The 25,624-nt window shown below is 50.0% G+C and carries 25 protein-coding genes; 9 read left to right on the plus strand and 16 right to left on the minus strand.

Annotated elements, in window-relative coordinates; genetic code table 11:
- Window positions 1-33: 33 nt before the first annotated feature.
- The 10 genes from DP091_RS02155 to leuC all read right to left on the minus strand — a co-directional run bounded on the left by DP091_RS02155 (window position 34) and on the right by leuC (window position 12,700).
- Window positions 34-1,638, minus strand: coding sequence for a dynamin family protein (locus tag DP091_RS02155; RefSeq protein ID WP_258394374.1), 1,605 nt, complete (start codon window positions 1,636-1,638; stop codon window positions 34-36).
- A gap of 293 nt (window positions 1,639-1,931) precedes the next feature.
- Window positions 1,932-2,213, minus strand: a complete 282-nt coding sequence (locus DP091_RS02160; protein WP_006209564.1) for a hypothetical protein — start codon at window positions 2,211-2,213, stop codon at window positions 1,932-1,934.
- Window positions 2,214-2,466: 253 nt separating this feature from the next.
- Window positions 2,467-3,138 carry an endonuclease III gene (gene nth, locus DP091_RS02165; RefSeq protein WP_113056876.1) on the minus strand — a complete coding sequence of 224 codons (672 nt, stop codon included), beginning with the start codon at window positions 3,136-3,138 and terminating at the stop codon, window positions 2,467-2,469.
- Window positions 3,139-3,223: 85 nt separating this feature from the next.
- Window positions 3,224-5,953: an S-layer homology domain-containing protein gene (locus DP091_RS02170; protein ID WP_113056877.1), complete on the minus strand. Its 2,730-nt coding sequence runs from the start codon at window positions 5,951-5,953 to the stop codon at window positions 3,224-3,226.
- Window positions 5,954-6,031: 78 nt separating this feature from the next.
- Entirely contained in the window at window positions 6,032-6,631 is a 600-nt protein-coding gene (locus DP091_RS02175) for a GerMN domain-containing protein (protein ID WP_113056878.1), read from the minus strand.
- Between the two features lie 39 nt (window positions 6,632-6,670).
- The gene (locus DP091_RS02180) at window positions 6,671-8,050 is read right to left on the minus strand and encodes an N-acetylmuramoyl-L-alanine amidase family protein (protein WP_113056879.1); all 1,380 of its coding nucleotides are present in this window, start codon (window positions 8,048-8,050) and stop codon (window positions 6,671-6,673) included.
- 201 nt (window positions 8,051-8,251) lie between these two features.
- On the minus strand, window positions 8,252-8,938 hold the full coding sequence (locus DP091_RS02185) for a GerMN domain-containing protein (protein WP_113056880.1): 687 nt from the start codon (window positions 8,936-8,938) through the stop codon (window positions 8,252-8,254).
- A gap of 40 nt (window positions 8,939-8,978) precedes the next feature.
- A complete protein-coding gene (locus DP091_RS02190; protein ID WP_113056881.1) occupies window positions 8,979-10,415 on the minus strand; it encodes an N-acetylmuramoyl-L-alanine amidase family protein in 1,437 nt (478 codons plus the stop codon).
- Window positions 10,416-10,652: 237 nt separating this feature from the next.
- Window positions 10,653-11,255, minus strand: a complete 603-nt coding sequence (leuD, locus tag DP091_RS02195; RefSeq protein WP_071218347.1) for a 3-isopropylmalate dehydratase small subunit — start codon at window positions 11,253-11,255, stop codon at window positions 10,653-10,655.
- 20 nt (window positions 11,256-11,275) lie between these two features.
- Window positions 11,276-12,700, minus strand: coding sequence for a 3-isopropylmalate dehydratase large subunit (leuC, locus tag DP091_RS02200; RefSeq protein WP_071218348.1), 1,425 nt, complete (start codon window positions 12,698-12,700; stop codon window positions 11,276-11,278).
- 185 nt (window positions 12,701-12,885) lie between these two features.
- On the opposite strand from leuC, the gene DP091_RS02205 reads away from it, so the two are divergent.
- Entirely contained in the window at window positions 12,886-13,815 is a 930-nt protein-coding gene (locus DP091_RS02205; protein ID WP_071218349.1) for a LysR family transcriptional regulator, read from the plus strand.
- Between the two features lie 115 nt (window positions 13,816-13,930).
- Here the strand turns inward: DP091_RS02205 and DP091_RS02210 are convergent, their stop codons facing one another.
- Both DP091_RS02210 and DP091_RS02215 read right to left on the minus strand, forming a co-directional pair.
- Window positions 13,931-14,119, minus strand: coding sequence for a hypothetical protein (locus tag DP091_RS02210; RefSeq protein ID WP_258394376.1), 189 nt, complete (start codon window positions 14,117-14,119; stop codon window positions 13,931-13,933).
- Window positions 14,120-14,211: 92 nt separating this feature from the next.
- A complete protein-coding gene (locus DP091_RS02215) occupies window positions 14,212-15,024 on the minus strand; it encodes a carbon-nitrogen family hydrolase (RefSeq protein WP_113057247.1) in 813 nt (270 codons plus the stop codon).
- A 254-nt stretch (window positions 15,025-15,278) separates the two neighbouring features.
- On the opposite strand from DP091_RS02215, the gene DP091_RS02220 reads away from it, so the two are divergent.
- The 8 genes from DP091_RS02220 (at window position 15,279) to DP091_RS02255 (ending at window position 23,096) form a co-directional block, all read left to right on the plus strand.
- Window positions 15,279-16,472, plus strand: a complete 1,194-nt coding sequence (locus tag DP091_RS02220) for a pyridoxal phosphate-dependent aminotransferase (protein WP_113056882.1) — start codon at window positions 15,279-15,281, stop codon at window positions 16,470-16,472.
- Window positions 16,473-16,840: 368 nt separating this feature from the next.
- Window positions 16,841-17,944, plus strand: a complete 1,104-nt coding sequence (gene proB / locus DP091_RS02225; protein ID WP_220091160.1) for a glutamate 5-kinase — start codon at window positions 16,841-16,843, stop codon at window positions 17,942-17,944.
- A gap of 57 nt (window positions 17,945-18,001) precedes the next feature.
- Window positions 18,002-19,249, plus strand: a complete 1,248-nt coding sequence (locus tag DP091_RS02230; RefSeq protein WP_113056884.1) for a glutamate-5-semialdehyde dehydrogenase — start codon at window positions 18,002-18,004, stop codon at window positions 19,247-19,249.
- Window positions 19,250-19,284: 35 nt separating this feature from the next.
- Window positions 19,285-20,154, plus strand: coding sequence for a pyrroline-5-carboxylate reductase (proC, locus tag DP091_RS02235; RefSeq protein ID WP_071218354.1), 870 nt, complete (start codon window positions 19,285-19,287; stop codon window positions 20,152-20,154).
- Window positions 20,151-21,365, plus strand: a complete 1,215-nt coding sequence (locus DP091_RS02240) for a 2,3-diketo-5-methylthiopentyl-1-phosphate enolase (protein WP_113056885.1) — start codon at window positions 20,151-20,153, stop codon at window positions 21,363-21,365. Before proC ends, DP091_RS02240 begins: the two co-directional genes overlap by 4 nt.
- On the plus strand, window positions 21,362-22,042 hold the full coding sequence (locus tag DP091_RS02245) for a 2-hydroxy-3-keto-5-methylthiopentenyl-1-phosphate phosphatase (RefSeq protein ID WP_113056886.1): 681 nt from the start codon (window positions 21,362-21,364) through the stop codon (window positions 22,040-22,042). Before DP091_RS02240 ends, DP091_RS02245 begins: the two co-directional genes overlap by 4 nt.
- Window positions 22,043-22,699 (plus strand): methylthioribulose 1-phosphate dehydratase, encoded by a 657-nt coding sequence (locus tag DP091_RS02250; protein WP_113056887.1) that lies wholly within the window; start codon window positions 22,043-22,045, stop codon window positions 22,697-22,699.
- Window positions 22,700-22,802: 103 nt separating this feature from the next.
- Window positions 22,803-23,096, plus strand: a complete 294-nt coding sequence (locus tag DP091_RS02255; protein ID WP_113056888.1) for an SdpI family protein — start codon at window positions 22,803-22,805, stop codon at window positions 23,094-23,096.
- Window positions 23,097-23,136: 40 nt separating this feature from the next.
- Here the strand turns inward: DP091_RS02255 and DP091_RS31195 are convergent, their stop codons facing one another.
- The 4 genes from DP091_RS31195 to DP091_RS02270 all read right to left on the minus strand — a co-directional run bounded on the left by DP091_RS31195 (window position 23,137) and on the right by DP091_RS02270 (window position 25,543).
- The gene (locus DP091_RS31195; protein ID WP_181469708.1) at window positions 23,137-23,277 is read right to left on the minus strand and encodes a hypothetical protein; all 141 of its coding nucleotides are present in this window, start codon (window positions 23,275-23,277) and stop codon (window positions 23,137-23,139) included.
- A 180-nt stretch (window positions 23,278-23,457) separates the two neighbouring features.
- Entirely contained in the window at window positions 23,458-24,573 is a 1,116-nt protein-coding gene (locus DP091_RS02260; protein WP_113056889.1) for a hypothetical protein, read from the minus strand.
- Between the two features lie 23 nt (window positions 24,574-24,596).
- Window positions 24,597-25,055 carry a hypothetical protein gene (locus DP091_RS02265; RefSeq protein WP_113056890.1) on the minus strand — a complete coding sequence of 153 codons (459 nt, stop codon included), beginning with the start codon at window positions 25,053-25,055 and terminating at the stop codon, window positions 24,597-24,599.
- On the minus strand, window positions 25,052-25,543 hold the full coding sequence (locus DP091_RS02270; protein ID WP_071218426.1) for an RNA polymerase sigma factor: 492 nt from the start codon (window positions 25,541-25,543) through the stop codon (window positions 25,052-25,054). The genes DP091_RS02265 and DP091_RS02270 overlap by 4 nt, the downstream gene beginning before the upstream one ends.
- Between the last annotated feature and the right edge of the window lie 81 nt (window positions 25,544-25,624).

Consider the following 25,624-nt stretch of genomic DNA (forward strand, 5'->3'; position numbering starts at 1 on the left):
CGCAGATTGGCGCCCCCTGATGCGGGCAGTAGTTCAGAACCGCATGATACTCGCCGCACGGGCGGCTTCCGCCTGCTGCAGGGCTGCGTAGCTGGCGGAAGCCGCAGATTGCGCCAGGAGCTCGGCTCCCTGGCGCTCCAGGTCCTGCAGACGGACGGCCGCAGCGTCCGTCAATACCTCCTTCAGCCGGTCGGCAAGCACCAACACGGCCCTGCGGTAGCTGCCCTTGATTTCCTCGGCCAGCTCCCGGTTATAGTTCAGTACGTATTCACCGGACACCGTCGCTTCCGGATTCACGGTCCGCGTAATCATTTCCTCCCGCACACCGGGAAGCTCAGCGTCCATCAGGCTCTCCCATTCGGCATTCCAGTCCGTATGCTGTTCCACGCTTTTACGGAACAGCGAACGCAGATGCCAATCGATCTGCGATGCGGTTTGTTCCTCCAGCCGCTGATAGAAAGCCTCGAGACGGCGCCGACGCTCTTCCTCCGTCTTGCCGCCTGTGAACAAAAACCCAAACCCGACTTTAAAACCGCTTTTGCGGCTTTCCAGAAAGGCCAGACTTAAATCCCGAACATCCGCCGGCGTCAGATTGGCATTTGCCAGAAGGGTATCCGCTTCTTTGCGCAGCTCCGAGCGAACGGTCTCTGGCAGCAGCTGGACGGTTCTTTTTTGATCCTCCAGCTCCTGCAGCCGCGCTTTCATCGCCGCTGCGGCTTCCTCGCCGCCCATTTCTTCCAGCAGCCGCTCCTTCTCTTCCTGATGGCTTCTGGTATAGGCTTCCACATGTTGATCGGCAGCATGACGTATGGAGCAGGATACGCTGTAGCGCAGCAACGGCTCCTTCTGAGATATCAGTTCACCGATCAAGGACTTTAGTAACCCCCATTGATTATAGGGATGATCCTGAACTTTAAGGGACGTGCATAGCAGCCCCTTATACGTGATTTTCCACTGAGCGAACGCCTTCTTCACGTCATTCAGATAAGAAGAAAGCGTCAGCTCGTCATCACGATGCTTGTCGATCTGATTTACGATCAGGTACAGCGGTTTTCCCCAATCCGACAAACTCTTGGCAAACATCAGATTACTCTCGGACTGTACATGATTGTAATCCATGACGTAAAAAACGATGTCAGCCATATGGAGGGCAGAATGCGTGGCAAGCCGATGCCCGTCATCGGTTGAATCAACCCCGGGGGTATCCATCAAAACGCCATCTTCGCCAAGCAGCGGCACCTCATCCCATACTTCAATCGCGGAATACTCCCGGCCCTCCTTGCAGTATTCGGCAAGTTCGTCAATGGTTACCGTTAAAGGCTCTCCAGGTTCTGCAGCAGATCGATGAATCAACGCCCGCGGCTCACCGCTTCGGATTGTAACCACATTCGCACTGGTCGGTACCGGACCCGAGGGCAGCACCTTTTTTCCGCAAAGCGCATTAATCATGCTCGACTTCCCTGCGGAAAAATGTCCGCAGAAGGCCAGCGTCAATTCGCCACCTGTACCCTTGCGTATTAAATCCTCCGTCAGAGCGGAGGAAGATTCGTCATTCCACTCCAAAAAACGGTCCCGAACTCTGGTTAGTTCCGTAACACTGTATCCGATTTCATGCTCTGCCATCAACTTCAATGTCATTTCTCGCTCCTGTCCATTGATCTCTCAATTTCTGACACAATCTATTCACATCATTTTATTTTATCACCGCTTGCACTGTAAAGGAATCATTGCATTTCATTTTCGGCCGTTGTCTTGGAATGACAGTCCCTTATCTATGCAAAATGGCAGGTCAAGGAAGTGATCTTCCTTGCCTGCCATGGGTCCAAACCTTCTTAATGCCGGCAAATACAGGAGGAATGAGGTGAAATCACACTCGATCACCCGTAAGAACCAGGTTTATCTCATTTTCTAGAACATCAAATTTGAAGAACTTAAGATACAACGGTGTTTTCTTCTGCCGGAATCAAAATTTCGAAAACATTTCCGTGCTGCAGAATGGTTAAACCGCGTGATTTATCGCGCATGACCACCACTTCAGGCTTCTGCGACATACGCTCCAGATAATGCTCGGGAGCATCCCCGGAATGACTGAACGTCACGCCTTCGACTTCTTGCTCTTCATTCTCACTCAGCTGGCTTTGGCTCTCCACCACATGTTCAAAAATATCTGAGAACAATTCAAAATTGTCGGTGTAAACAGAGATGCATTTCATGTGTAATCCCATCCTCTTTTAAATTTAGCTCATGCCGATCCAGGATACCGTCCTCTTTCACCTCGCGAAAAACCGACTTTTGATCACTGTTGTTTCCAGATTTCCATTCTTCTATGCGGCTAAAGATGGAAATCCGGAGACAAAGGCAAGCATTGCGCTTGCTTGCAATTATGTCCATTTCGCTAGCTATTCATAAAAGTGCCGTGTTCCATATGAATCAGATGAACCTCTTTTTTGTCTATTTCTTGCTGTTTTACAATTGTTCCTTATTCTTCCTGACTGCTAAGGTTTTCATACGTTTTTTTCCTTCGCGGCAAACATCCAGCAATGGGCAAACCGGGCATTGCGGATTTTGAGCCTTGCAGTGATACCGTCCGAAAAAAATGATCCGATGATGGGTCAGCGTCCATTCATCACGCGGTACCCGCTTCATCAGCTTTTTCTCCACTTCCAGCACGGAATCTTTCCAGGCGGCCAGTCCAAGTCGCTTGGAAACCCGCTCCACATGCGTGTCTACCGCGATGGCAGGCACGCCAAAGGCATTGGAAACGACGACATTGGCTGTCTTGCGTCCAACACCAGGTAATTGGACCAGCTCATCATGAGCTTCCGGTACCTCGCCGCCATACTGTTCGATCAGAATCCTGCACAAATTCTGAATATGTTTGGCCTTATTCCGGTATAACCCGATCCGCCTAATATCCTGCTCAAGTTCCTCGATCGGTACCGATACATAATCCAGAGGTGTTTTGTATTTCTGAAACAGATCCTTTGTCACTTTATTAACCGTTTCATCCGTGCACTGGGCGGACAGCAGCACGGCGATGGTCAGCTCAAACGCATTGCTGTGATGCAGTTCGCAATGTGCATCCGGAAACATGCTCTCCATCGTATCCAAAATATGCCGTACCGTTGCCGCATTCATATGATTTCCCTCCCGCAAAAAAAAATCTTGATGCGGAAATCCCCGCATCAAGACGGTGTTTCTCGAGCAATCCCAGGTCGATAATTTACTGTTTTACGATCTCAACAACGACACCGTTGTTTAAGTACAGTACAATATTATCATTTTCCTTAAGGGATTGCACGGACAAAGTAGTGTCACCTTGATGAACAAATACTTTATCCGATAATACATACCGGAAATTATCGTTCATTGATTTGCGTTTTACTTGAATTTCTGTACTGCTTGCCTGCCAGAATGCACGTTCAACCTTCTCCAGAACCTGGATCATGGTTACGCCCTGAATATCCTTTCGAATCTCTACGCGATCTCCTGAGGTCAATGGGCTTACATTCGAAGCCGTTGAACCGTTCTTAATGACTTTAACTCCACCGCTTACTCCTAACGTCTGGCTATTGCCAGTATGATCTTTCACAGTCAGCGCATTTGCGGAAGGATCCACGCTAGTCACTTCGCCAAGCGTCAATTTAACTTCGGCGATCGCTACAGGCGTTAAGCCTTGGAACGTTATATTAACGAGTGCTCCCGGACGCAAATCAGCGAGCAGAATTGCTTGTCCGTTTTCACCGATCAATATGGATTTATCGGTATAAATATCGCTTGTGGAGCCGTTAGCTTTCACACGAATACGGTTCCTTGTGGGTTCCGTTGAAACAACCTCGAATTGTGCGGAAGTTTTGAGTTTTAAGCTCTGTAAGTAATCCTGATTGTTCGACAGCTGGGCTAACACTTCGTCGCCAATCCGCAAATCTGCCAGGGATGCGCCTGATCTGCCGAATATTTCCACAACCGGACTATTGTAGTAAGAGATTTCTTCCACTTTACCGTTAGCGGTCATAATCGAGATCACTTGCTTGGATGTGTTAATGGTGTTAATTTTACCTTCAACTTTGTATACCACTTCCAATGAGAGTACGCGGGTACCAATCAGGGAGACACTTACCTTGCGTCCCGAGATAAGCAGTGGTCCAACTTTATCCAGCGTGGTTCCGTAGCTCGAGTCCAGCTTCGTCTTGTCATCCAGGACGATTACACGCGGCTGGTTGTTCGCATCCTTGACGGTCAGCCAATGTGTCTTACCGTCGTAATTTACGACGGTAACGGCATCCAACTGCTCAATTTGACGCCCCGTTACTTCGATTCTCGAAATTTTTTCCTCAGCGTTAATGGTCAGTGTTACCTGGTCACCGGATACGGCATCAGCCAGTAAATCGGACAGAACAGGTTTAGCCACGCCGTTTATAATGATTTCCGGCTTCTCTGCCAGATACTTCGTTTCGAGCTGCGTGCTTCCATTTCGCTTGTACGTGATGGTCTTACCGTTCTCTTCAATGGAATACAGCATTGCTTGCACGGTACGATCGACGCTTTGCGTAACTTCCAGCGTCTGAAGAATGCTGTTTTCTACCGTAAAGTTCACGGTATAGCCATTTTTGAGCTCAGCCGGAGCCAAAATTTGATTTTGATATCGGATGACGGTGGCATTATCCCACGTGTACGTATCCTCATAACCACTGCTATCCTTAAGGGTTACTCTTTTGTTAACCGTATCCACGTTCTGGACGATGCCTGCTCCCGTCTTGTTAACCAAGCCGCTCTTGACGCGGATAGATACAATTTTCTTCTGTGGGCTGTACGTTTCACGCTCAATGGTAAGCAGACTGCCGGCTGCAAGCGTCTTCGGATCGATCTTGGTTCCGTTCTGATCCAGGAACACCGTGCTTGGCTCGTAACTCAGTTCTTCAAAGGTGCTGCCAGTATCCAGCCAAATGACGTTGTTCGGCGACAATCGTGCATATGTGCGGTCAAACCGCTCCACTTGCTGGGTCGGATCCGTAATTTCCACGTAAGCAGCCGTTCCGTTATTCACGATGACCACCGCTTGTGTGTAAGGACGGATCTCCGAGAATTGCAATCTCTTCTCCGAATCCGAGGTGAAATACGCTGTGGAACTATCCAGCTTGAATGAATTCAGCTTGCCATCGGCATAAAGCTCCAGCTTGCCGTTCTCGATGGAAGCGATAGAACCTTTGTATTGGTTCTCGTAATTTGTGGTAATGTAGGCTTGGGCCCGGCTGAGGAATGTTGCAAGCTGGGCACGGGTAACGGCCCCTTGCGGATCGAACTTGTTGCCGTTCAAGCCTTTTGCAAGACCTAACTCAACCGCTACATTAACATAGCCCAGACGATCCGGGGATATCTTGGCGTTATCCGCAAAGCCTGTCGCTTTATTTTTGGCTGCATCAGCCTCCGCCGTACGTCCAATGGAACGGACAAGGACTTCGGTTATCCATTCCCGGGATGCTTTCTGCGCACCCCAAATGACTTTCTCGTCCGTATATCCGGATTCTTTTTGCTTGTCGAGCAGGTTTTGCTGAAAAGCCAGTTCAACATACTTCGTAAAATAGTCATTCACTTTAATATTTGTCGGTAATGTCGCAGCGCCGCTGCTTAATTGATCCTGCATGCTTAAGAACCGGATCGCCATCGTTACGGCTTCCTGCTGCGTTACGGGATCGTTCGGACGAAACTTTCCGTTATTCCCGGTCACGATCCCCTGTGCTGCCAGCTGATAAATATACTTTTCTCCCCAATATCCGGCACTAACGTCACTGAATGCGTTTATGGCCGTTTGGGATGCATTTGCCGTTGTCGCATTTGCCGCTTCTTCATCTGCCGAGACGATCGAAGCCCCGCCTCCGAATGCTATAAGTCCGGCCATGACGGCGGAGACCACTTTTTTGGAATGAACATGTTTGCTGTGTCTAAGTACCATTTTCTTTCCCCTCTCAATAACTACTGCTTCATCATATACTAATATTCGACAGCAGATCGTGATCTCCTTCAACCATCATTACCGAGTCATCGGATTTTCCAAATCGACATGACCCATTAACGATTCGGTCTGCTGACCATCCACCAGAATTTGAAGTGATTTCACTTCATCAAACTGGAAAAAGGTTTTTTTGATCGCATCGATGGCAAACGATTCGCCGCCTGCACCCAGGTTGGCTTCGTCCGGAACCGTTACATCGAGCGTCAGAGCTCCGTTTTCAAATTTCAACGAATTCAGTCCGATTTTCTCCCACAGGGGAACCATATCGGCCTTATCGCTCTTTTGCAATGCTTGATAGGCCGCTTCGTATTTTTCTTGATCTTCCTTATACGAAATTTCCGCCGTACCTTCTACCAGCTCCATCAAATCAGGATCCGTGTAATAGGCTTTGATGCTCTCCGTTTTTGCTTCCGGCGTTGTCACTTCGCTGCCGCTGCCCGTAGACGATCCACCTGATCCGTTCGACGCTCCATTATTATCCTGTCCTGTCTGATTATCCGGTGCAGGCGTTATTTGCTCCGGTGTATCGTTTGGAGCTGCTCCGGGTTTCTGTCCGCAACCGGCACCTATCAGCATCACGGCTGCCAATAGGCCAGCCGACCATATTTTTTTATTCAAAAGTAGCCACCTCCTGCAATCACGTTCACTGTCGTATCGTTAATCAACCTTTAAATAACCTTTGATGCCTCTGACAATAGCCTCGGCTACCCGATCCTGCGTTGCCGGATCAAAAAGCTTGCTCTCATCGGTCTTGTTGCTCAGGAACCCGACTTCCAGCAGAGCGCCAGGCATTTTGGTCTCGCGAATGACATGGAAATTGCCGTATCTCACTCCGCGATCCTTTAAGCCCATAGCCTTTACGATCTCTTTATGGAGTGCATTCGCCAGCGCTTTGTCAGATTCATTGTAGTAATACGTTTCGGTTCCGCTTGCAGTGGAAGGGCCGCTATTAGCATGTATCGATATGAAAACATCTGCCTTCAGATCATTTGCAATTTTTGCGCGATCCTTCAGCTCGAGGAAAGTATCGTTACTGCGAGTCAAAACGACTTCGATATTTTGTTCGTTGGCCAACAATTTCTCAACTTTGAGCGCCATCGCGAGGTTGAAATCCTTCTCCCTCTTCTTGGTTACCCCGATAGCTCCCGGATCGTGGTCTCCATGACCCGCATCTATAACCACAAGCTTCTTCCCGCCTGTACCAGGTGTAGGGTTAGAGCCCGTATTCAAATCCACAATGAACAGGCCCGATCCGTTCTCAAGGCCAGAAACGGTGTAATTTTTGGCATAGTTGAGATCAATGACAATGCGCACGGTCATCGGATTGCTGTTGTACAAGGAATAGCGTACAGATTTGACATCCGGATATCCCGTTACGTCCATCTGACCGGTCTTCAACACGTCATCAAAGCTGGCATTGCTGCTGAACGTATCCGAGAAATCCGTGTTCACCATATCAATGACGATACGGTCCGGATTGCTAAGCTTTGATACATTCGGCTTGGCATTGCCCGTAACGGCGACCATCAGCCTGTTTTCACTGAAACTGATACCGTCCACGGTCGACGTAGCTACGCCGGGTTCTTCACCAGGGTTACTCCCGTCGTAGGACGAGGTCAGATAGACGGACTTCTGCGCGTTATCCCATCTTACTTGAAGGCCCATCTGCTCACTTACAAACCGTATCGGAACAAGTGTTGTTCCGCCACGAAGAACAGGTGCCTTGGTCATTTGTACGCGCTGACCGTTGATATCAGCTTGCTGACTTCCAATCACCATCGTTACTGTCTGCGAGCCGTCTTGGACAGTTACCGTCTTGGTCGCCTTGTTCCAGTACACGTCAAATCCCAGATTCTCGGAAATGACACGGATCGGAACCATGACGGTGCCATTATTGTTCTCGACCTTCACGCCAGATGACAGATTGATTTGTTGGCCATCCAGGTAAATCTTTGCGCTGTACGAACTCGCATCCGCCATTTTAGGAAACGCAATCATGATGACAACCAGAAACATTAAAAAACCGAACTTCTTCATCCTTCACCCCTACCATCCTATTATTTTGCCACAGATTGGCGTTTCTGCACTCGGCCTGTCCGACATTACCTGACAACCTATAGACGCAAAGTCACGATGAAAGTTGCGAAATTGTTCCCTTTTTACCAAAAAAACACCTATTTCAAAAACCGAAATAGGTGTTTGGTCCTTCATATGATTTTCGTTAATAGTACTTCATAACTACTTACGAGTCATTGGATGTTCCAGTTCAACATGTCCCATTAAACTTTCAATCTGATTGCCGTCTACCAGCAATTCCAAGGACTGCACCTCATCGAACTGGAAGAAAGTTTTCTGTAAGGCATCAATCGCAAACATTTCCCCTCCAGCTCCGAGGTTGGCTTCCGCTGGTTTGGTGATATCCAGCGTCAAAGCGCCATGTTCAAACTTGAGAGATTTCAACGTGATTTTATCCGACCATAGTGGACTTAGTTCGGCATCACTGCTCGTTTGAAGTCCTTCAAAGGCTTTCTTATACTTATCCTCTTCACCCGAATACGTGATCTCTTTGCTTGCCTCTTTCAAGTCCATGATTTCGGGATCCGTATAATAGACTTTAATATTGGCCTTCTTCGCTTGATCCTCCGTAGCTTTCACATCCTTTGTATCCACAGGGGTTCCAGTACTTTCACCGGTTGTGCTCTTCGGTGGTGTGCTTGCTCCCTCGCCTGCGTTTACAGGTATTGCTTCATCTTCCTTATGATCATCAGCCACCGTTTCTTCCGGAGTATTCTGTGGCGTTTGTACTTCTTCTGTTGCGGTCTCCGGATTTGTCCCGGCAGGGGCTGCAGTCGGCTTCTGTCCACAGCCGGCACTAAATGCAAGCAGCAGCGCCAGCAATCCTGTCATCCAATATTTTTTGTTCATGACTTTTGTCCCCCTCTAAGTTCATCAAATCTTGTACACATTATTGTACTTTAAGATATTCTTTAATACCCGCTACAATACCTTGTGCAACACGATTTTGGAAATCGTCTTCAAACAACCGGGCTTCGTCACCCTTGTTGCTTAAAAAGCCAATCTCGAGCAGGACAGCCGGCATCGTCGTTTCTCTCGTCACATGAAGACTGCTATATTTGACTCCCCGATCCATGAGTTCAGTCGCCTTGACAAGATGTTTATGCATCACGTTCGCCAAAGGTTTGCTGGCATCTCTCGTGAAGTAAGTCTCTGTGCCGTGCGGACTGCTGGAATTGTTGCTGTTTCCGTGAATCGATACAAATATATCGGCATTTATGGAGTTCGCCACTTTCACGCGATCACTAAGACCCAGCGTTGAATCGTCGCTCCGCGTCATCACGACATTAATGTTCTTTTCTGTTTTCAGCAAGGCTTCCACTTTCAAAGCAATATTAAGGTTAAGAACCTTCTCCTGATTGCCGTTCGCGCTGATCGCACCCGGCTGACTGCCGCCGTGACCGGCATCAATAACAACCGTCTTCTTGCCGTTGCCGGTTATCGGGGGAACGGGCGGTACGAGGATTTCTCCTTCTGCGTTCAGATCAACAATAATGAGCCCCGCTTCTTGGGTCACTCCATAATTTGTAGGTCCTGTCAGGTCGATAACAATACGCACAGTCGACGGATTGTCACTGAACGTGGCATATCGTACTTTCATAACCTCGGGATAATCCGTGATTTCCATCTCTCCGCCGCTTTGCGCATTCACAGCATGTCCGGCCAGGAATGCAGAAGAGAATACGGTATCGGGAAGATCGATAACAATCCGATCGGGTCCTGTCACTTTAAAGACATTTGGCGTAATCGCACCTTCTGTAGCAATCATCAACCGGTTGTCGCTAAAGCTGAGCCCCGTCATAGCTGCCTGGTTCCCTGTTTCGACAGGCGGAGGTGTTTGATTGCCCGGATTGTTTCCGGCACCTGGATCAACCTCTCCTTCGGAGACCGGCGGAACGGAGCTGGAGAGGAGCACTGCCTTGCTCTGGTTGTCCCATTTCACATCAAGCCCCATCTGTTCACTAACAAACCGAAGCGGCACAAGCGTGCTCTTCCCATTCAAGACAGGCGGCAAATTCAGATCAACCTGAGCACCGTTCAATTCTGCCTGTTGGCTGCCGACCACCATGCGGACCGTCTTCTCGCTGTTCTCAACGGTAACGGTTTGGCTGGCCTTCTCCCAGCCTACCTTGAAGCCGAGATTCTCGGATACCACGCGGATGGGAATCATCACGTTGCCTTTCAAGTTGGCTACCTGGACGCCCGAAGACAAATTCAATGGTTCCCCGTCAAGAAAAATGGCCGCCTTTGAAGAACTGGCTTCACCACTTTTCGGAAACGCCAGCAAGAAGACTATCAACATCATTACAAACCCTAACTTCTTCATGAATCCACCTCGATCATCCCATGATTAAATTTGAAAAGCGAATCTAGCAATAAAACTAAAAATATGTAAATCAGCACATTCCCGACCAGACGCTGCCGGACAAATACTGACATAAAACAATGGTTCCTCTTGGCTGCCGCTGCATATTAATTCCATAATACCAAAAAAAACTTCCATTTCCTACACAGGAAATGGAAGTTTAATAATCTTGTAACCTTTTGCGATGGAATTGCGAGATTAAGCGAACAGACGCTCCCCATGCTTCTTCTCGTATGCATCGATTGCACTTTCATGCTGGAGCGTCAAACCGATGTCATCCAGTCCTTGAAGCAGGAATTGACGGCGGTGCTCGTCAAGATCAAAGTCAATATGGAGTCCTTGATCATCCGTTATCGTTTTGCTCTCCAGATCGACGTTCAGCTTATATCCTTCATTACCTTCTGTGCGCTGGAACAATTCTTCCACCTGCTCCTCCGACAGTTTGATCGGAAGAATCCCGTTCTTAAAGCAGTTATTGTAGAAAATGTCAGCAAACGATGGAGCGATGACCACGCGGAATCCGTAATCGAGAATCGCCCAAGGGGCATGCTCACGGGAAGAACCACAGCCAAAGTTGGCACGGGAAATCAGAATGGTCGAGCCTTGGTAACGAGGCTGGTTCAGCGAGAAGCTGTCGATATTGCCTCCCTCTTCATCAAACCGCCACTCGTAAAACAGAAACTGTCCAAATCCTGTACGTTCAATCCGTTTCAAAAACTGTTTCGGAATAATGGCGTCCGTATCTACATTCACCCGGTCTACAGGTGCGACAATACCGTGTAATTTCGTAAATGCTTGCATAAACTTCTCCTCCGTCCTTCTTAGCTCACAACTTCTTCGGCTGCAAAGTTCCAGTCACGTACATCCACAAAGCGTCCTTTAACCGCAGCTGCCGCTGCCATTGCCGGCGATACGAGATGCGTTCTGCCACCGCGGCCTTGGCGTCCTTCGAAGTTACGATTGGACGTGGATGCGCAGCGTTGTCCCGGCTTCAGTACATCCGGATTCATCGCGAGACACATACTGCAGCCTGCTTCACGCCATTCGAAACCCGCTTCAACAAAAATTTTGTCAAGCCCTTCTTGTTCAGCCTGGATCTTCACTCGGCCTGATCCGGGAACAACGATGGCTGTCACATTGCTGGACACTTTATGGCCCTTCGCAACGGCAGCTGCCGCACGCAAATCTTCAATGCGTCCATTCGTGCAAGAACCGATAAAGACATAATCGATCGGAATTTCGGACATTGGCGTCCCTGGCACAAGCGCCATATACTCCAGCGCTTTCTCCGCTGCCTTGCGCTCGTTCTCGGTCTTGAAATCCGCAGGGTTAGGAACCGTCGAGGAAATGTCAGTACCCATACCCGGGCTCGTTCCCCAGGTTACTTGCGGGATCAGAGATTCTACATCGAACTCAACCACCACGTCGAACTCGGCGCCTTCGTCTGTCACAAGCTCTTTCCAAGCTGCTACTGCAGCATCAAAAGCTTCGCCTTGCGGAACATATTGACGTCCGCGCAAGTATTCAAACGTCGTTTCATCCGGAGCGATCATGCCCGCTCTGGCTCCGCCTTCGATGGACATGTTGCACACGGTCATGCGCTCTTCCATCGACAATTCGCGGATCGCTTCACCCGTATACTCAATTACATAGCCAGTTGCAAAATCCGTTCCGTATTTCGCGATGACGCCAAGGATCATGTCCTTAGCCGTTACGCCCGGATTGCGGCGACCGACAAAGCGCACTTCCATGGTCTTTGCTTTGGCCTGCTGCAAACATTGGGTTGCCAGAACATGCTCAACCTCGCTTGTTCCGATACCGAACGCAAGGGCGCCGAACGCACCGTGAGTAGATGTATGGCTGTCGCCGCATACAATCGTTTTGCCCGGATGCGTTAAGCCGAGTTCCGGTCCCATGACGTGCACAACGCCTTGATCAATCGTATCGAGATCATACAGGGTAACGCCAAAATCCTGACAGTTCTTGGTCAGTGTATCGATTTGCTGCTTCGAAATCGGATCCGTAATGTTAAAACGGTCTTTCGTTGGAACGTTGTGATCCATCGTTGCGAAGGTCAGTTCAGGACGGCGTACTTTACGGCCGCTAAGACGCAAACCCTCAAATGCTTGCGGTGAAGTTACCTCGTGAACCAAATGCAGGTCAATGTACAAAATACCCGGCTTGCCTTCTTCTTGATGAATAACGTGGTTATCCCAAATTTTTTCGAACATTGTCTTCTTACTCATCATCATCACCCCATTGTTCTTTACGTCCATGAGAAGATAATTGCTTGTTATCTTCTATAAATATAAGGAAGATCTACAACGCATCATCTTTACGTTGATAGTAATATATCATTTCCTTCTTCATTGTTCCAAGATATAATATCTATAAAAGTAATAGGATTCAGCTATAACGGAGTGATGCTTAAATGGAACTGAGACAACTGCAATATACGCTGCAAATCGCGGCGGATAAAAATTTTTCCCGAGCCGCGGAGAAGCTTCATATCGCCCAGCCTTCCTTGAGCCAGCAGCTCTCCAAGCTGGAGAAAGAGCTCGGCGTGCTGCTGTTCCAGCGCAATACGAGCAACGTTGAGCTTACCCATGCCGGAGCCAGCTTTGTCGAGCATGCCCAGAAGATCATGGACGCCGTCGAGCAGCTGAAGCAGGAGATGTCGGACATCTCCCAGCTTCGAAAGGGTAAGGTCGTAGTCGGCAGCATGCCGATTACAGGTTCTCACCTGCTGCCACGGGTTTTGCCAGCCTTTAAAAAGGGATATCCGGATATTGAGATCACCCTGTTGGAAGACTCCTCCATGAACCTGGAGAAGCTGACGGCCAGCGGCAAGGCCGATCTTAGCCTCCTGGCGCTGCCGCTGTCCGAGCCGTCGCTGTCCTGGATTCCGATCGGTGAGGAAATGATCGACTTGGCTGTTCCTCCGCAGCACCCGCTTGCGCTGCGGGCAGCCTCCGATCCCGTACGGCCCATCACAATCGATGAAATCCGGAACGAAGCGTTTGTTGTCCTCAAAAAAGGACAGGGCTTCCGGAAGCTTACCTTTGATATTTGTCGGGAGGCCGGCTTTGAACCGAACGTTGTATTCGAGAGCAGCAACATCGAGACGCTCCAATCTCTGGTCGCAACCGGAATGGGCATAACGCTGGTGCCTCGTTTTATCGCCCGTGCGAAACGAAGCGAGTTTATTCCGGTCTATTTGCCGCTCGCTGATCCGGTTCCGAGCCGCACACTGGTTGTGGCTTACCGCAACGGCCGCTATTTGTCCAAAGCGGCGGATGCGTTCATCGATACTTTTAAGCAGGTCATGGACAAGCTGGTTGTGGAGAGTGTTCAGGACTAGTTCACGCTGCCCATAAATTAAGAGAAGAAGCTCAGCCAAGGTCAATGAACAAGACCAAGCTGAGCTTCTTTTCAACGTAAAATTATAGCACTCCCATTTCGTCTTAAACGGAGTTTTATTTGCGCAAATTATGCTGGTCAATCAATCGGTTCTGTTCATCCGCAGTACGGGACTGATCCTGAATCGACTCGTTCTTTCCGTTGCCGCCCCCGGCAACGTTTTCCACAAAGTTGCGAAACTGTTGTTTCTGCTCTTCTTCCTGCTCATGGTTTTGGCTGTCGAATTGGTTGTTCTCTGCCATCATTCAAAGCCTCCTCTCAGACGGATTACCCATAGTATACCCGCCTCTGCCCAGATGAAACTTCATTTTTTAGAGGAGTTTAACCATAGTCACTTTTATTGAAAATACAAATTCGGACGACGGTCTTCAAAAACCGGAATGCGTCCTCTCACTTCATCCGTAAGACCGCAATCCAGCGTACCGGTCAGGATCATTTCCTGCTCATCCCCTTCGGCAATGACCTCCCCCCATGGATCGATGATCATGGAGTGGCCGAAAAAGTCCGTTTCTCCGCTGCTTCCAACTCGATTACACGCAACGACATACATTTGGTTCTCGATCGCTCTGGCCATGAGCAGCGTTCTCCAATGATGCAGCCGCGGATGCGGCCACTCCGCTGGCACAAACAGCACTTGAGCGCCGCCGAGTGCGAGGGTGCGGGACAGCTCCGGGAACCGTATATCATAACAGATCGACGCGCCCGCTTTTAATTGTTCCAGCTCAAAGGTAACGGGCTGCTGCCCAGCTTGCAGAAACTTCTCTTCATCCATCAGGCGGAACAGGTGCATTTTGGAATATTTGGCGATCTGCTCCCCGCTCCGGTTAAATACATACATGCTGTTATAAATCCGATCTTCGATTCGTTCGGCTACAGACCCGCCTACGACTTGGATACGATGTTTTCGTGCAAATTCGCTCAGCATGCGAGAGGTTTCCTGTCCCATGGGATCGGCAAGCTCTTGAATTCGGTCCAGCGCATACCCCGTATTCCACATTTCCGGCAGCACGATGACGTCCGGCTTCCTATCAGCCGCTGCGGCCTGCTCCATCATGCCGAGCATTTTGCTCATATTAGCAATCACGTTTCCTATTTCAATATCGGCTTGGATAAGTGCGATATTCAACTGAGCCTTTGCTTCTCCAGTCATCTTGCAGCCTCCTGTTATTCCGGTTGAATCCAGCCCCTGCTCCGATATAATCATGAAATCCATGATCGGGCTCTTTTTCAGGAATTCATCCGTTCTCTATATGTCATCATCATAGCCTCCCCCGCCCTGTTGCTGCAACACCCAAGCACCATTTCCCTCTATACACCCCTGATAAATCGTGTTAAATTAATCCTAATTGTTTTCAATATCAGCTGTATTCGAGCGTAATTAGATAACGGAGTGATGAAACTGCCATGAACAACAAATTAAACGAATTCCAAATAGAGCCGGCCGAGATGATGTCCCAACTGCCCACGCAATTTTTCGCGACTTTGGTCTCCAAGGTAAACCGCCAAGTGGCGCAGGGGCATGATGTAATCAATCTGGGACAGGGAAATCCCGATCAGCCCACGCCGCCTCATATCGTCTCCAGCTTGAAGGAAGCGGCTGACAATCCGCAGTTTCACAAATATTCGCCTTTTACCGGTTTTTCCTTTCTTAAAGAAGCCATTGCGCATCGATATAAGGAAGACTACAACGTGGATCTGGATCCGGAGACGGAGGTTGCGATTCTGTTTGGAGGAAAAACAGGGCTTGTACAGCTTCCGCAAGTGCTTCTGAATCCGGACGATGTATGTCTTGTCCCGGACCCCGGTTATCCGGATTACTGGTCAGGCGTTGCACTGGCCCGTGCCCAGATGAAATTCATGCCGTTAACCGCTGCTAACCGGTTTCTTCCCGACTATGGCGCGATCACACCAGCAGACAGAGAAAAAGCGAAGCTGATGTTTTTAAATTACCCGAATAATCCGACATCCGCCGTCGCACCCCTGTCCTTCTACGAGGATACGGTAGCATTCGCCGCCGAACACGGGATCGTCGTAGCCAGCGATTTTGCTTATGGAGCGATCGGGTTTGATGGTGATCGTCCAGTCAGCTTTTTGCAGGCAGAAGGAGCCAAAGAAGTTGGCGTGGAATTCTACACGCTCTCCAAAACCTATAATATGGCCGGATGGCGCGTTGGCTTTGCCCTGGGGAACAAAAACATCATCTCGCTGATCAATATGCTGCAGGACCACATCTACGTCAGCCTGTTCGGCGGCATTCAGGCGGCAGCGGCCACGGCTCTCACATCGCCGCAAGATTGCGTTGAGGAACTGGTGGCACGCTACCAATCGAGAAGGGACGCCTTCTATGGCGCCCTGTCCGAAATCGGCTGGGAAGCCCAAAGACCGGCTGGCTCCTTCTTTAGCTGGCTCCCGGTACCGAAGGGTTTTACCTCGGTATCCTTTGCCGATCTGCTGCTTGAGGAGGCCAAGGTCGCGGTTGCGCCTGGTGTCGGTTTTGGCGATCACGGCGAAGGATATGTCCGCGTCGGCCTCTTAAGCAGCGAAGAGCGAATGCGGGAAGCCGCCTACCGAATCGGCAAGCTGAACCTGTTCGGTTAACCTATTTCCTTTTGAAAAAACAAAAACGATGTGCTATTCTTGCAATAACAATTAAATGCAGTTTTCACAAACGCAATGACGGGACCAGTACGAAAGCATATGGCACGATGACCAGAGAGCGAATTCCATGGGCTGAAAGAATTTGCCGTGACCCCCTTTCCGAAACCTACCCCCGAGCGGCCTGGCTTGCCAGGACAGTGCCTTCTGTTACAGGGCCAAAGCCGGATGAGCTGCGCTCATCAACAAAGGTGGTACCGCGGAAGTCAAACTTTCGTCCTTTTTCATACAGGACGGAAGTTTTTTTGTATTCAGGAAACGGATTCGTTACAGCTATACCTACCCATCATAAATACAAGGAAGTGATCACGATGCTATCACGCATCGTCGTAAAAATCGGAAGCAGCTCCCTAACGACAGACGAGGGCGGACTCAATCTGGATTCCATCGCCTTCTTTGCCGGAGAGCTTGCCGCTCTCCGAAAGGCCGGTCATGAGGTTCTGCTGGTGACATCCGGCGCAGTAGCAGCAGGCTTTCGGGAGATCGGCTACGAGAGCAGACCGAAGCTGCTGCATGAGAAGCAAGCCTCCGCCGCACTGGGCCAAGCGCTGCTGATGCGTGCTTACCAGAACGCGCTGGCGTCCCATCAATTGAAGGCCGCGCAAATTCTGTTGACGAGAACGGACTTCGCGAACCGCAAACGCATGAATAATGCCAATATGACGATTACGGAGCTGCTGAAGCAAGGCGTTATTCCGATTATTAATGAGAACGACACCGTTTCCATTGACGAGCTGAAATTTGGGGATAACGATACGTTATCCGCGTTGGTTGCGAACTTGGTCCGCGCCCAGCAATTAATCATTCTGACCGATACGGATGGTTTGTACACGGCTGATCCACGCAAGTCGCCGGATGCAACGAAATATGAGGAAATTGATGAAATTACCGATGAGATTTACAGCATGGCCGGAGGCGCTGGCTCCAGCGTAGGTACTGGCGGCATGCGTTCGAAAATCGATGCTGCCAAAATCGCCACCCGCGGCGGCGTCCCCGTCTTCATCGGCAAAGCCAGCGAGACTGGTGACTTGCTCAAGGCGCTTGAGCATGCAGGTAAGGGCACCTATTTTGCTACCCAACTATCTTCCCTGCCGATGAAAAAGCAGTGGCTCGGCTTTATGTCCTCGCCGCTAGGCCGGATTGTTGTCGATCCAGGCGCCGAAAAGGCGCTGATTCACGGAGGCCACAGCCTCCTTCCCGTTGGCATTAAACGGATTGAGGGCAGCTTCCATGCAGGGGACGTGGTGGAAGTCGTCAATATGAACAACGAAAGGCTCGGCAGGGGGATCGTCAATTACGATGAGGAGCAGCTGCAAGCCGTACTCGGTTTACCGAGCAGTCAAGTGATCGGCATCATCGGGGAAATCCATCGGCTTGAGGTCATTCACCGAGACGAATGGATCACGTTAAAATAATCTGGATCCCATAACCAATAATGCTTTTCCTAATCATTCAACTAAGGAGGAATTATTATGAGTGAGGTTCGCAATAAAGCCAAGCTGGCCAAACAGGCCGCTTTCGGTCTAGGCAGACTGAGCACCGAGGAGAAGAATCAGGCTCTGCTGATCATGGCAGACGCACTGATCCAACGGACGGCTGATATTATGGAAGCCAACGCGGAGGATCTACGCCGCGGGAAGGAACTTGGCACCTCAGCCTCCCTTCTGGACCGATTGGCACTGAATGAAGCCAGAATCGAGGGCATTGCCGAAGGCTTACGCCAAATCGTGAAGCTGCCGGACCCAATCGGCGACACCTTGGAAACGATCGATCGCCCGAACGGACTGAACATCGTCAAGGAACGTGTTCCCCTTGGCGTGATCGGCATCATTTATGAAGCACGTCCAAATGTGACGGTCGATGCAGCCGGCCTGTGCTTGAAGACAGGCAACGCGGTCGTACTCCGCGGCGGTTCTTCCGCCCTCTCCTCCAACCGCAAAATCATCGAGGTGCTACACGAAGCTATGGAACGCACCGCACTGCCTAAGGAAGCGCTGCAGCTTATCGAGGACCCGAACCGTTCCTCCGTGGATGAAATGCTGAAGCTCAACGGACTGCTGGATGTCATTATTCCGCGCGGCGGCAGCTCGCTGATCCAGAACGTTGTGGTGAATGCCACGGTTCCCGTAATCGAAACCGGAGCCGGGATATGCCATACCTATATAGATGCATCGGCAGAGCCGGATATGGCGGTTTCCATCAGTCTCAATGCCAAGGTGCAGCGCCCTTCGGTCTGCAATTCCATGGAAACCCTGCTCGTCCATGCTGATTATGCCAAATCGCATCTGACCGTGCTCGCCGAAGCCTTCCGTGAGCGTAACGTCGAGCTGCGCGGATGTCAGCGCACCCTGGATTACGTTCCATGGGCTGCTAAAGCGACGTCTGAGGATTACGCTACCGAGTACAACGACTATATCTTGAACATTAAAATCGTGGATCACCTGGATGAGGCCATTGAGCATATTTCGATTTATGGAACGAAGCATTCGGAATGTATCGTTACGGAGGATAAGGATCATGCGCAGCGGTTCTTGCAGGAAGTGGACGCAGCTGCTGTTTATCATAACGCTTCCACCCGCTTCACCGATGGCTTTGAATTTGGCTTTGGCGCCGAAATCGGGATCAGCACCCAGAAGCTGCATGCAAGAGGACCCATGGGATTACCCGCGCTTACTTCCTCCAAATATGTTATTATCGGTAGTGGTCAAATACGCGAATAAATCATTCATCAAAAGCCATGAAGGAGGAAACAACGATGTGCCAATCCCCGCAGAACCGACCTTTAATAGATAAAGCAATCACCTTCTACGGCGCCGGCTCGATGGCCGAAGCGATCGTACGAGGATTAGTAAGCCGTTCTGTCGTGCTCCCTGAGAATATTACGATGCTCAATCGAAGCAATGTTCAGCGCCTTCAGGAACTGAGTGAGCGCTATGGTGTCCAGATCAACAACGACGATGCCGCTAAAATCGAAATTCTGAAAACTTCGCCGGTGATCGTGCTTGCCATGAAACCGAAGGATGCTGCTAAAGCGTTAAAAGAACTGGGACCGAAGCTGTCAAGCGATCAATTGATCATCTCGGTGATTGCCGGACTATCGATTTATACGACCCAGACGCTGCTTGGAACCCAACAGCCCATTGCTCGTACGATGCCGAATACATCCGCCTCCATTGGGCTTGGTTCCACAGGAATCGCGTTCTCGAAGGAAATCAGCGAAGAACAGCGCCAGCTGGTCATGACCTTGTTCGAAGCTGTTGGTAATGTAACGGTCATTGAAGAAGAGAAGATGGATATCCTGACCGGTATATCCGGCAGTGGTCCGGCTTACTTCTATTACATGATGGAAGCCATGACTGCCGCAGGGATCCGCGGCGGCTTGACGCCGGAGCAAAGCCGCGAGCTGACACTCCAAACCATTCTGGGCGCCGCCCGGATGGTGCAGCAGACCGGGGAACAGCCTTCATCGCTTCGCGCGAAAATTACATCGCCGAACGGCTCAACGCAAGCGGCCCTCGAAACGCTCGACAAAGGCGATTTCTTCGAAACCGTCATTGCCGCCGTGAACCGCTGTGCTGAGCGCTCCAAAGAAATGGGCGCCATGCTGAAGGAGCAGATCTCATGAGCCGCTGTATCGCAACGTACCGAATTTATGACGACCAGGCGGATTTTCGTAAGAAAGCGACTTCCATCGCCGTTGGCATGACGGTCGGCAGCTGGACCGAGCTGCCGCAAGCCAAGCGTGAAGCGATGCAGAAGCATCTTGGCGAAGTTGTTGACATTCAGGTTCACGAGGGCTGGGAGCCAGGCAGCCGGTATGCGGACGTCAGCATTGCTTATCCGGACATTAATTTCAGCCGGGATATCCCTGCCCTGCTGGTGACCGTGTTCGGCAAAATTTCCATGGACGGGCGCATCAAACTGACTTCCCTGGATTTGTCTCCCGACTTCCTGAGTGCGTTTCCCGGACCGAAATATGGCATCGACGGAGTCCGCGATCTACTCGGCGTCCATGACCGTCCTCTGCTCATGAGCATATTCAAGTCAGTAATCGGACTGAATGCGGACGAGCTTAGAGCCCAATTTATCCGTCAGGCGCTTGGTGGGGTGGATCTTATCAAAGATGATGAAATCCTGTTCGAGAACGACCTCACCCCGATCGAAAAACGGGTCAGCATGTGCATCCAGGCTGCTGCCGACGTGGAACAACAGACAGGCAAAAAACTGCTGTATGCAGCCAATCTGACCGGACGGACGTCGCGGCTGCGTGAGCAAGCGCTGCGTGCGATTGATGCCGGCGCTAACGCCCTGCTCTTTAATGTGCTGTCCTACGGGTATGACGTTTTGCACGAGTTAAGCAGTGATCCGGATATTACCGTACCAATCGCGGCTCACCCTGCGCTTGCCGGCGCCATTTATCCTTCCCCATACTATGGGATAACGGCTCCGGTGCTGCTCGGCCAGCTGATGCGGATTGCCGGCGCGGATCTGGTGCTCTTCCCTTCTCCTTACGGATCTGTAACGATGCCGAGAGAAGAGAATCTCGCAATTCGCGACGAGCTGCACAGCGCTAAACTTGGCATGAAACGAAGCATGCCGGTACCATCCGCAGGCATTCATCCGGGACTCGTTCCCCGCATCATCCGAGACTTCGGAACCGATGTGGTCGTTAACGCTGGTGGCGGAATCCACGGACATCCGATGGGAACCGAGGCGGGCGGCAAAGCCTTTGTACAAGCTATAGAGGCGACGATGAAATCCGTACCGCTCGCCCACTTTGCCGAAGAACACGAGGAGCTGAAAGCCGCACTGGACATCTGGGGAGGAGAAGTATGACATCTGGAGATAAACAGCCGATCATTTTTTGCGATTTCGACGGTACCATCACGAACAACGATAACATCGTCGCCATCATGAAGCACTTCAAACCGGAAGGCTTTGAGTCGATCATGCAGGATACGCTTGACCGCACCATTTCAATTCGAGAAGGTGTAGGCCGCATGTTCGCGCTCTTCCCTTCCTCGATGAGAGAAGAAATTACCGAATTTGTTCTAAACCATGCAGGGATTCGGGAAGGCTTCAGTGCATTCCTGGATTATTTGAAATCCGAACAGATTGAATTCTACGTCACAAGCGGCGGCATCGATTTCTTTGTCGATCCTCTGCTGAAGCCTTTTGGCATCCCGGCAGACCATATCTTCTGCAACGGCTCCAATTTCGAAGGGGATCGCATTGAGATTACTTGGCCTCATCCTTGCAAGGATTCCTGCCATAACGACTGCGGCATGTGCAAGGTCACGGTGATGGACCGTTTTGCTGCCGATCGGTATTACCGCATTCTGATCGGTGACAGCCTGACCGATTTCGAAGGTGCCAAACAAGCGGATCTGGTTTATTCCCGCTCCTCGCTCACCGAGCAATGCAAGAAGCTGGGCGTACATCATGTACCCTTCGAGACATTTACCGATATCCAGAACGACATGAAAGACAAGTTTAAACGGGAGGTGCTGTAATTGGCATTTTCAGATATTCAGCTCGAACAGAAACAGGCTGCCCTGCAGGATCTTAGAGGGATCAAGGAACTGTTCGCTTCTAGAAACTGGTTCCCCGGCACCAGCGGTAATCTATCTGTCCGTGTCGGCGAGTTTAACCCGGAGCAGTTTTATTTTGCGGTGACAGCCAGCGGAAAAGACAAGTCGGTACATACGCCTGAAGATTATCTTTTTGTGGATCAGAACGGCGTGCCTTGCGAAGCAACCGGCTTAAAACCTAGCGCGGAAACCTTGATTCACTGCGAAATTTACCGCAAAACCGGCTGCGGTGCCATTTTCCATGTGCATACCATCGACAACAATCTGATCAGCGATTGGTATGGGGAACAAGGTTATGTCCCTGCCCAAGGAATCGAGCTGATCAAAGCCTTTAACATATGGGAAGAGGACGCGGCGATTCGCATTCCGATCCTGCCGAACTACGCAGACATTCCGCGGATTGCCGAACTCGTTCCGGATGCGCTCGATCCTGCTGTACCCGGGATATTGCTGCGTAACCACGGCATCTATGCCTGGGGCAAAAATGCATTCGAAGCCAAGAAACATCTGGAGGCTTTTGAGTTTATATTCGAATACGCCTACCGTCGTCTGCTTCTGAATGCAGCCGGATCCAAGTAATATATTCATATTTGCAGATATAGGGCTTGAACAGCCGGATGCTCCATTATCCAGCGTTCTTGGGGTGCATCCGGCGTTATATTTCCGTTAGGAGTGTATAGGGATGCTCGAAAGTTTAGCCATTGGCATCGTATTTGTTTTGTATGGTTTGGTCCTCTTTTTGATTCCGCCCAAAAGTTCCAAGAGTTTTTATGCTTATAAGACTACGTCATCTCTCAAAAATGAACGAAACTTTAAAGTTGCCAATGCCTATGTGAGTCTGCTGCTGATGATCTTTGGGGTCATCCTGCTGCTGATCGCCAGGCTTACCGGCCATTTCATGACGACCGGCATTACGACCGTGGTCGTTTTTATCCTGATTTACATACTCGTTGAACGAAAACTAAAAAACCTGTAAACGATTCAACATCGTTTTACAGGTTTTTTCTTTATATAAACTATAGCCGATTCTGCTCATGCTCCGTTAAAGAGATCGAAGGCACAGGTACCTGCTCCGGTGATGCATAAGCATTGAAGATAAACAAACAAGTCACAACAAATAGGGCAATATACAATAGATAATACAGATTCTTGGCCACGATATCTCCCTCCATATCTCGTTCATATCAATGATCGGTTCTGCAGAAGGTCAGAAACCCGAAGAGATGATTGCTGAATATATGCTGATTACGAGCTGGGACTAGTTCCCTGGAGAGTGTTGCCACTCTCCAGGGCCGTGCAGACTTCGATCGAGTGTTTCCCTGATCATGAATGACATCTCATTCGTTGTCGGTGTCATAATATGAACGCTCTCCCCTTAACGAATCCTTTTTCGAGCCAGTCATCAACTTGATTCCTCCTCCGATAAGAAGAACGGCGATAATCGCGGTCTTCAAGTAGGAGCGAATGCGGTAATCCAGCTGCAGATGAGGAAAATGTGTATCGATATAAGGCATCACAACACTGCTAAATACGAAATAGATACCGAGGACAAGCAGTCCAAGTCCGAGCCAGCGCTGCTGATTCCCAAGGCCCGCGATGATCGGTCGATCGCGCAGCGGCTCCCTGCCGTAACGGCTTACTTGCTGCAGACCGTCAAAGAATGCATAAAACCAGATCAACGGGATCAAGAACAGGAACAGCGACAGCTTGAGCACATCCAACACATAAATGCTGCCAAGAAATAAGACCATGAGCTGCAGTCCGCGTTTTTGCAGTCCCAAATACATTTGACCCGCTCCCGGAAAAGCCGATAACAAGGTGGCAAACACTTTACTCCGGCGTCCGCTCTCTCTGCCGCTCTCGAGTTCATCAAACAGCGTGCGATCGATAAGAAATTCTCCAGCTTGCTTACGGTGAACCAGCTGAACCACATCAAACATGCAGTACAGCCAAATAATAGGCAGCATACCCAGAAACAGGAGGAATACCGATTCGTGAGTCAAGCCCGTCAAGAACAGCAGAATCGTTCCAAGTCCGAAGAATGCGATCAGGAATGACAACCCTCGCTGCATCAATCCCAGTTGAAAATGCCCCAAACCGGGTATAAAGGACAGCAATATGGTATAAAAGCGTTCTGACTCATCGCTCTTTTCCTGACGAATCTCCATCGGACGTCCATATTCATCGTGGATGATCGTTACAGGCGTGTGCCGGATCAAAGCAATTAGCAGGTCGAGCATGCTAATTCCCCACATCATTAGGGCTCCGATAATTCCCAGCGCAAAAACCGCGTCGGAAGCCGTCATGATCCCAAGCACAAATCCAGCGAACAGGCTTCCGAAGAACAAGAACGGATATAGAAGGGCGCGCCCCTTTCTCCCCCAATAATAATGGCCGAGGCCCGGAAGGATATTTAATATAAAGGCAAACCCTTTACTTTTTTGCGGTTGCACTTGGCATCTTCCTTTCTTTTTTCTTATCTGGACAATAGCTGGTCAAGCCAGCCCGTTGTTTTTTCTACCCATTGCTCACTGTAGGAGGGTGTTTCGGACAATGGAACATTATGATTCATTTCGCCGGGAAGAAGTCGGTCAAATGCCCCGGTGAAGAGAAACAGCATGGTAATGGAGGCGGCAATGGTGTAGTGGACGATCGCGCGTTCGTACCATCGCTTCGGACGTTCCTGAATCCGCAGCAGTGCTCTATGGGTGTATGGCTTAATTTGTTCGTGTTCCACCACCTGCTGCGCAAATGTTTCCGGGTCTGACAGGCCAGGGAGTTCGGAATCAAGCTCCGCCAGTACCTGCATGTAGATCTCCAGCACGCTGTCATCCGATAACATGAGCTCTTCATAAGAAAACCGTTCTTCTGCCGAGCCTTCTCCTCTAACATATCGTGCCGTCAGCATCTTAAGCTCGTTATCCTTCACGTTCATTTCCATTCCTCCTCCTTCCAAGATTTCCGAATCCATTGTCTGGCCCGGTATAATTTCGATTCCACCGTCTTGACCGTGACATCCAGCTCGGCTGCGATTTGTTCGTAGTTTTTCTCTTCCAAATAAAAAGCCGTTATAATGGCACGGTGATTGTCCGGCAATTGTTTAATTTTCTCTCGAAGTTCCTCTCTTCTCTCCTTATGTACGAGCAGAGAAACCACGTCTTCGTCCCGGGAAGGGAGTTTATCCAGCACTTCATCGTGTTCGCCGTGCAGCTGCTCCGGCGGTTTACGGGAAAGCTTCCTCTTCATATCAATCGCTTTATTTAGCGTGATGCGTGTAATCCAGGTTTTAAAGCCTTCAGATCGGTACTGGGGGAGAGCTTTGTATACTTGAATAAACACTTCCTGCGACGCATCTTCCGCTTCCTTGGCATCCCGCAGAACCGAGTATGCCGTGTGGAACACGTGCTGGCTGTAATGGTTCACCAGTTCCCGAAAGGCTTCTTGATCACCTTGCAGGATGCGCGTGATTAACGTTTCAGCATCAATAACTCTCCCCTCCTTCCC

It is taken from the genome of Paenibacillus sp. MDMC362, from assembly GCF_003269305.1.
Lineage (GTDB): Bacteria > Bacillota > Bacilli > Paenibacillales > Paenibacillaceae > Paenibacillus_AQ.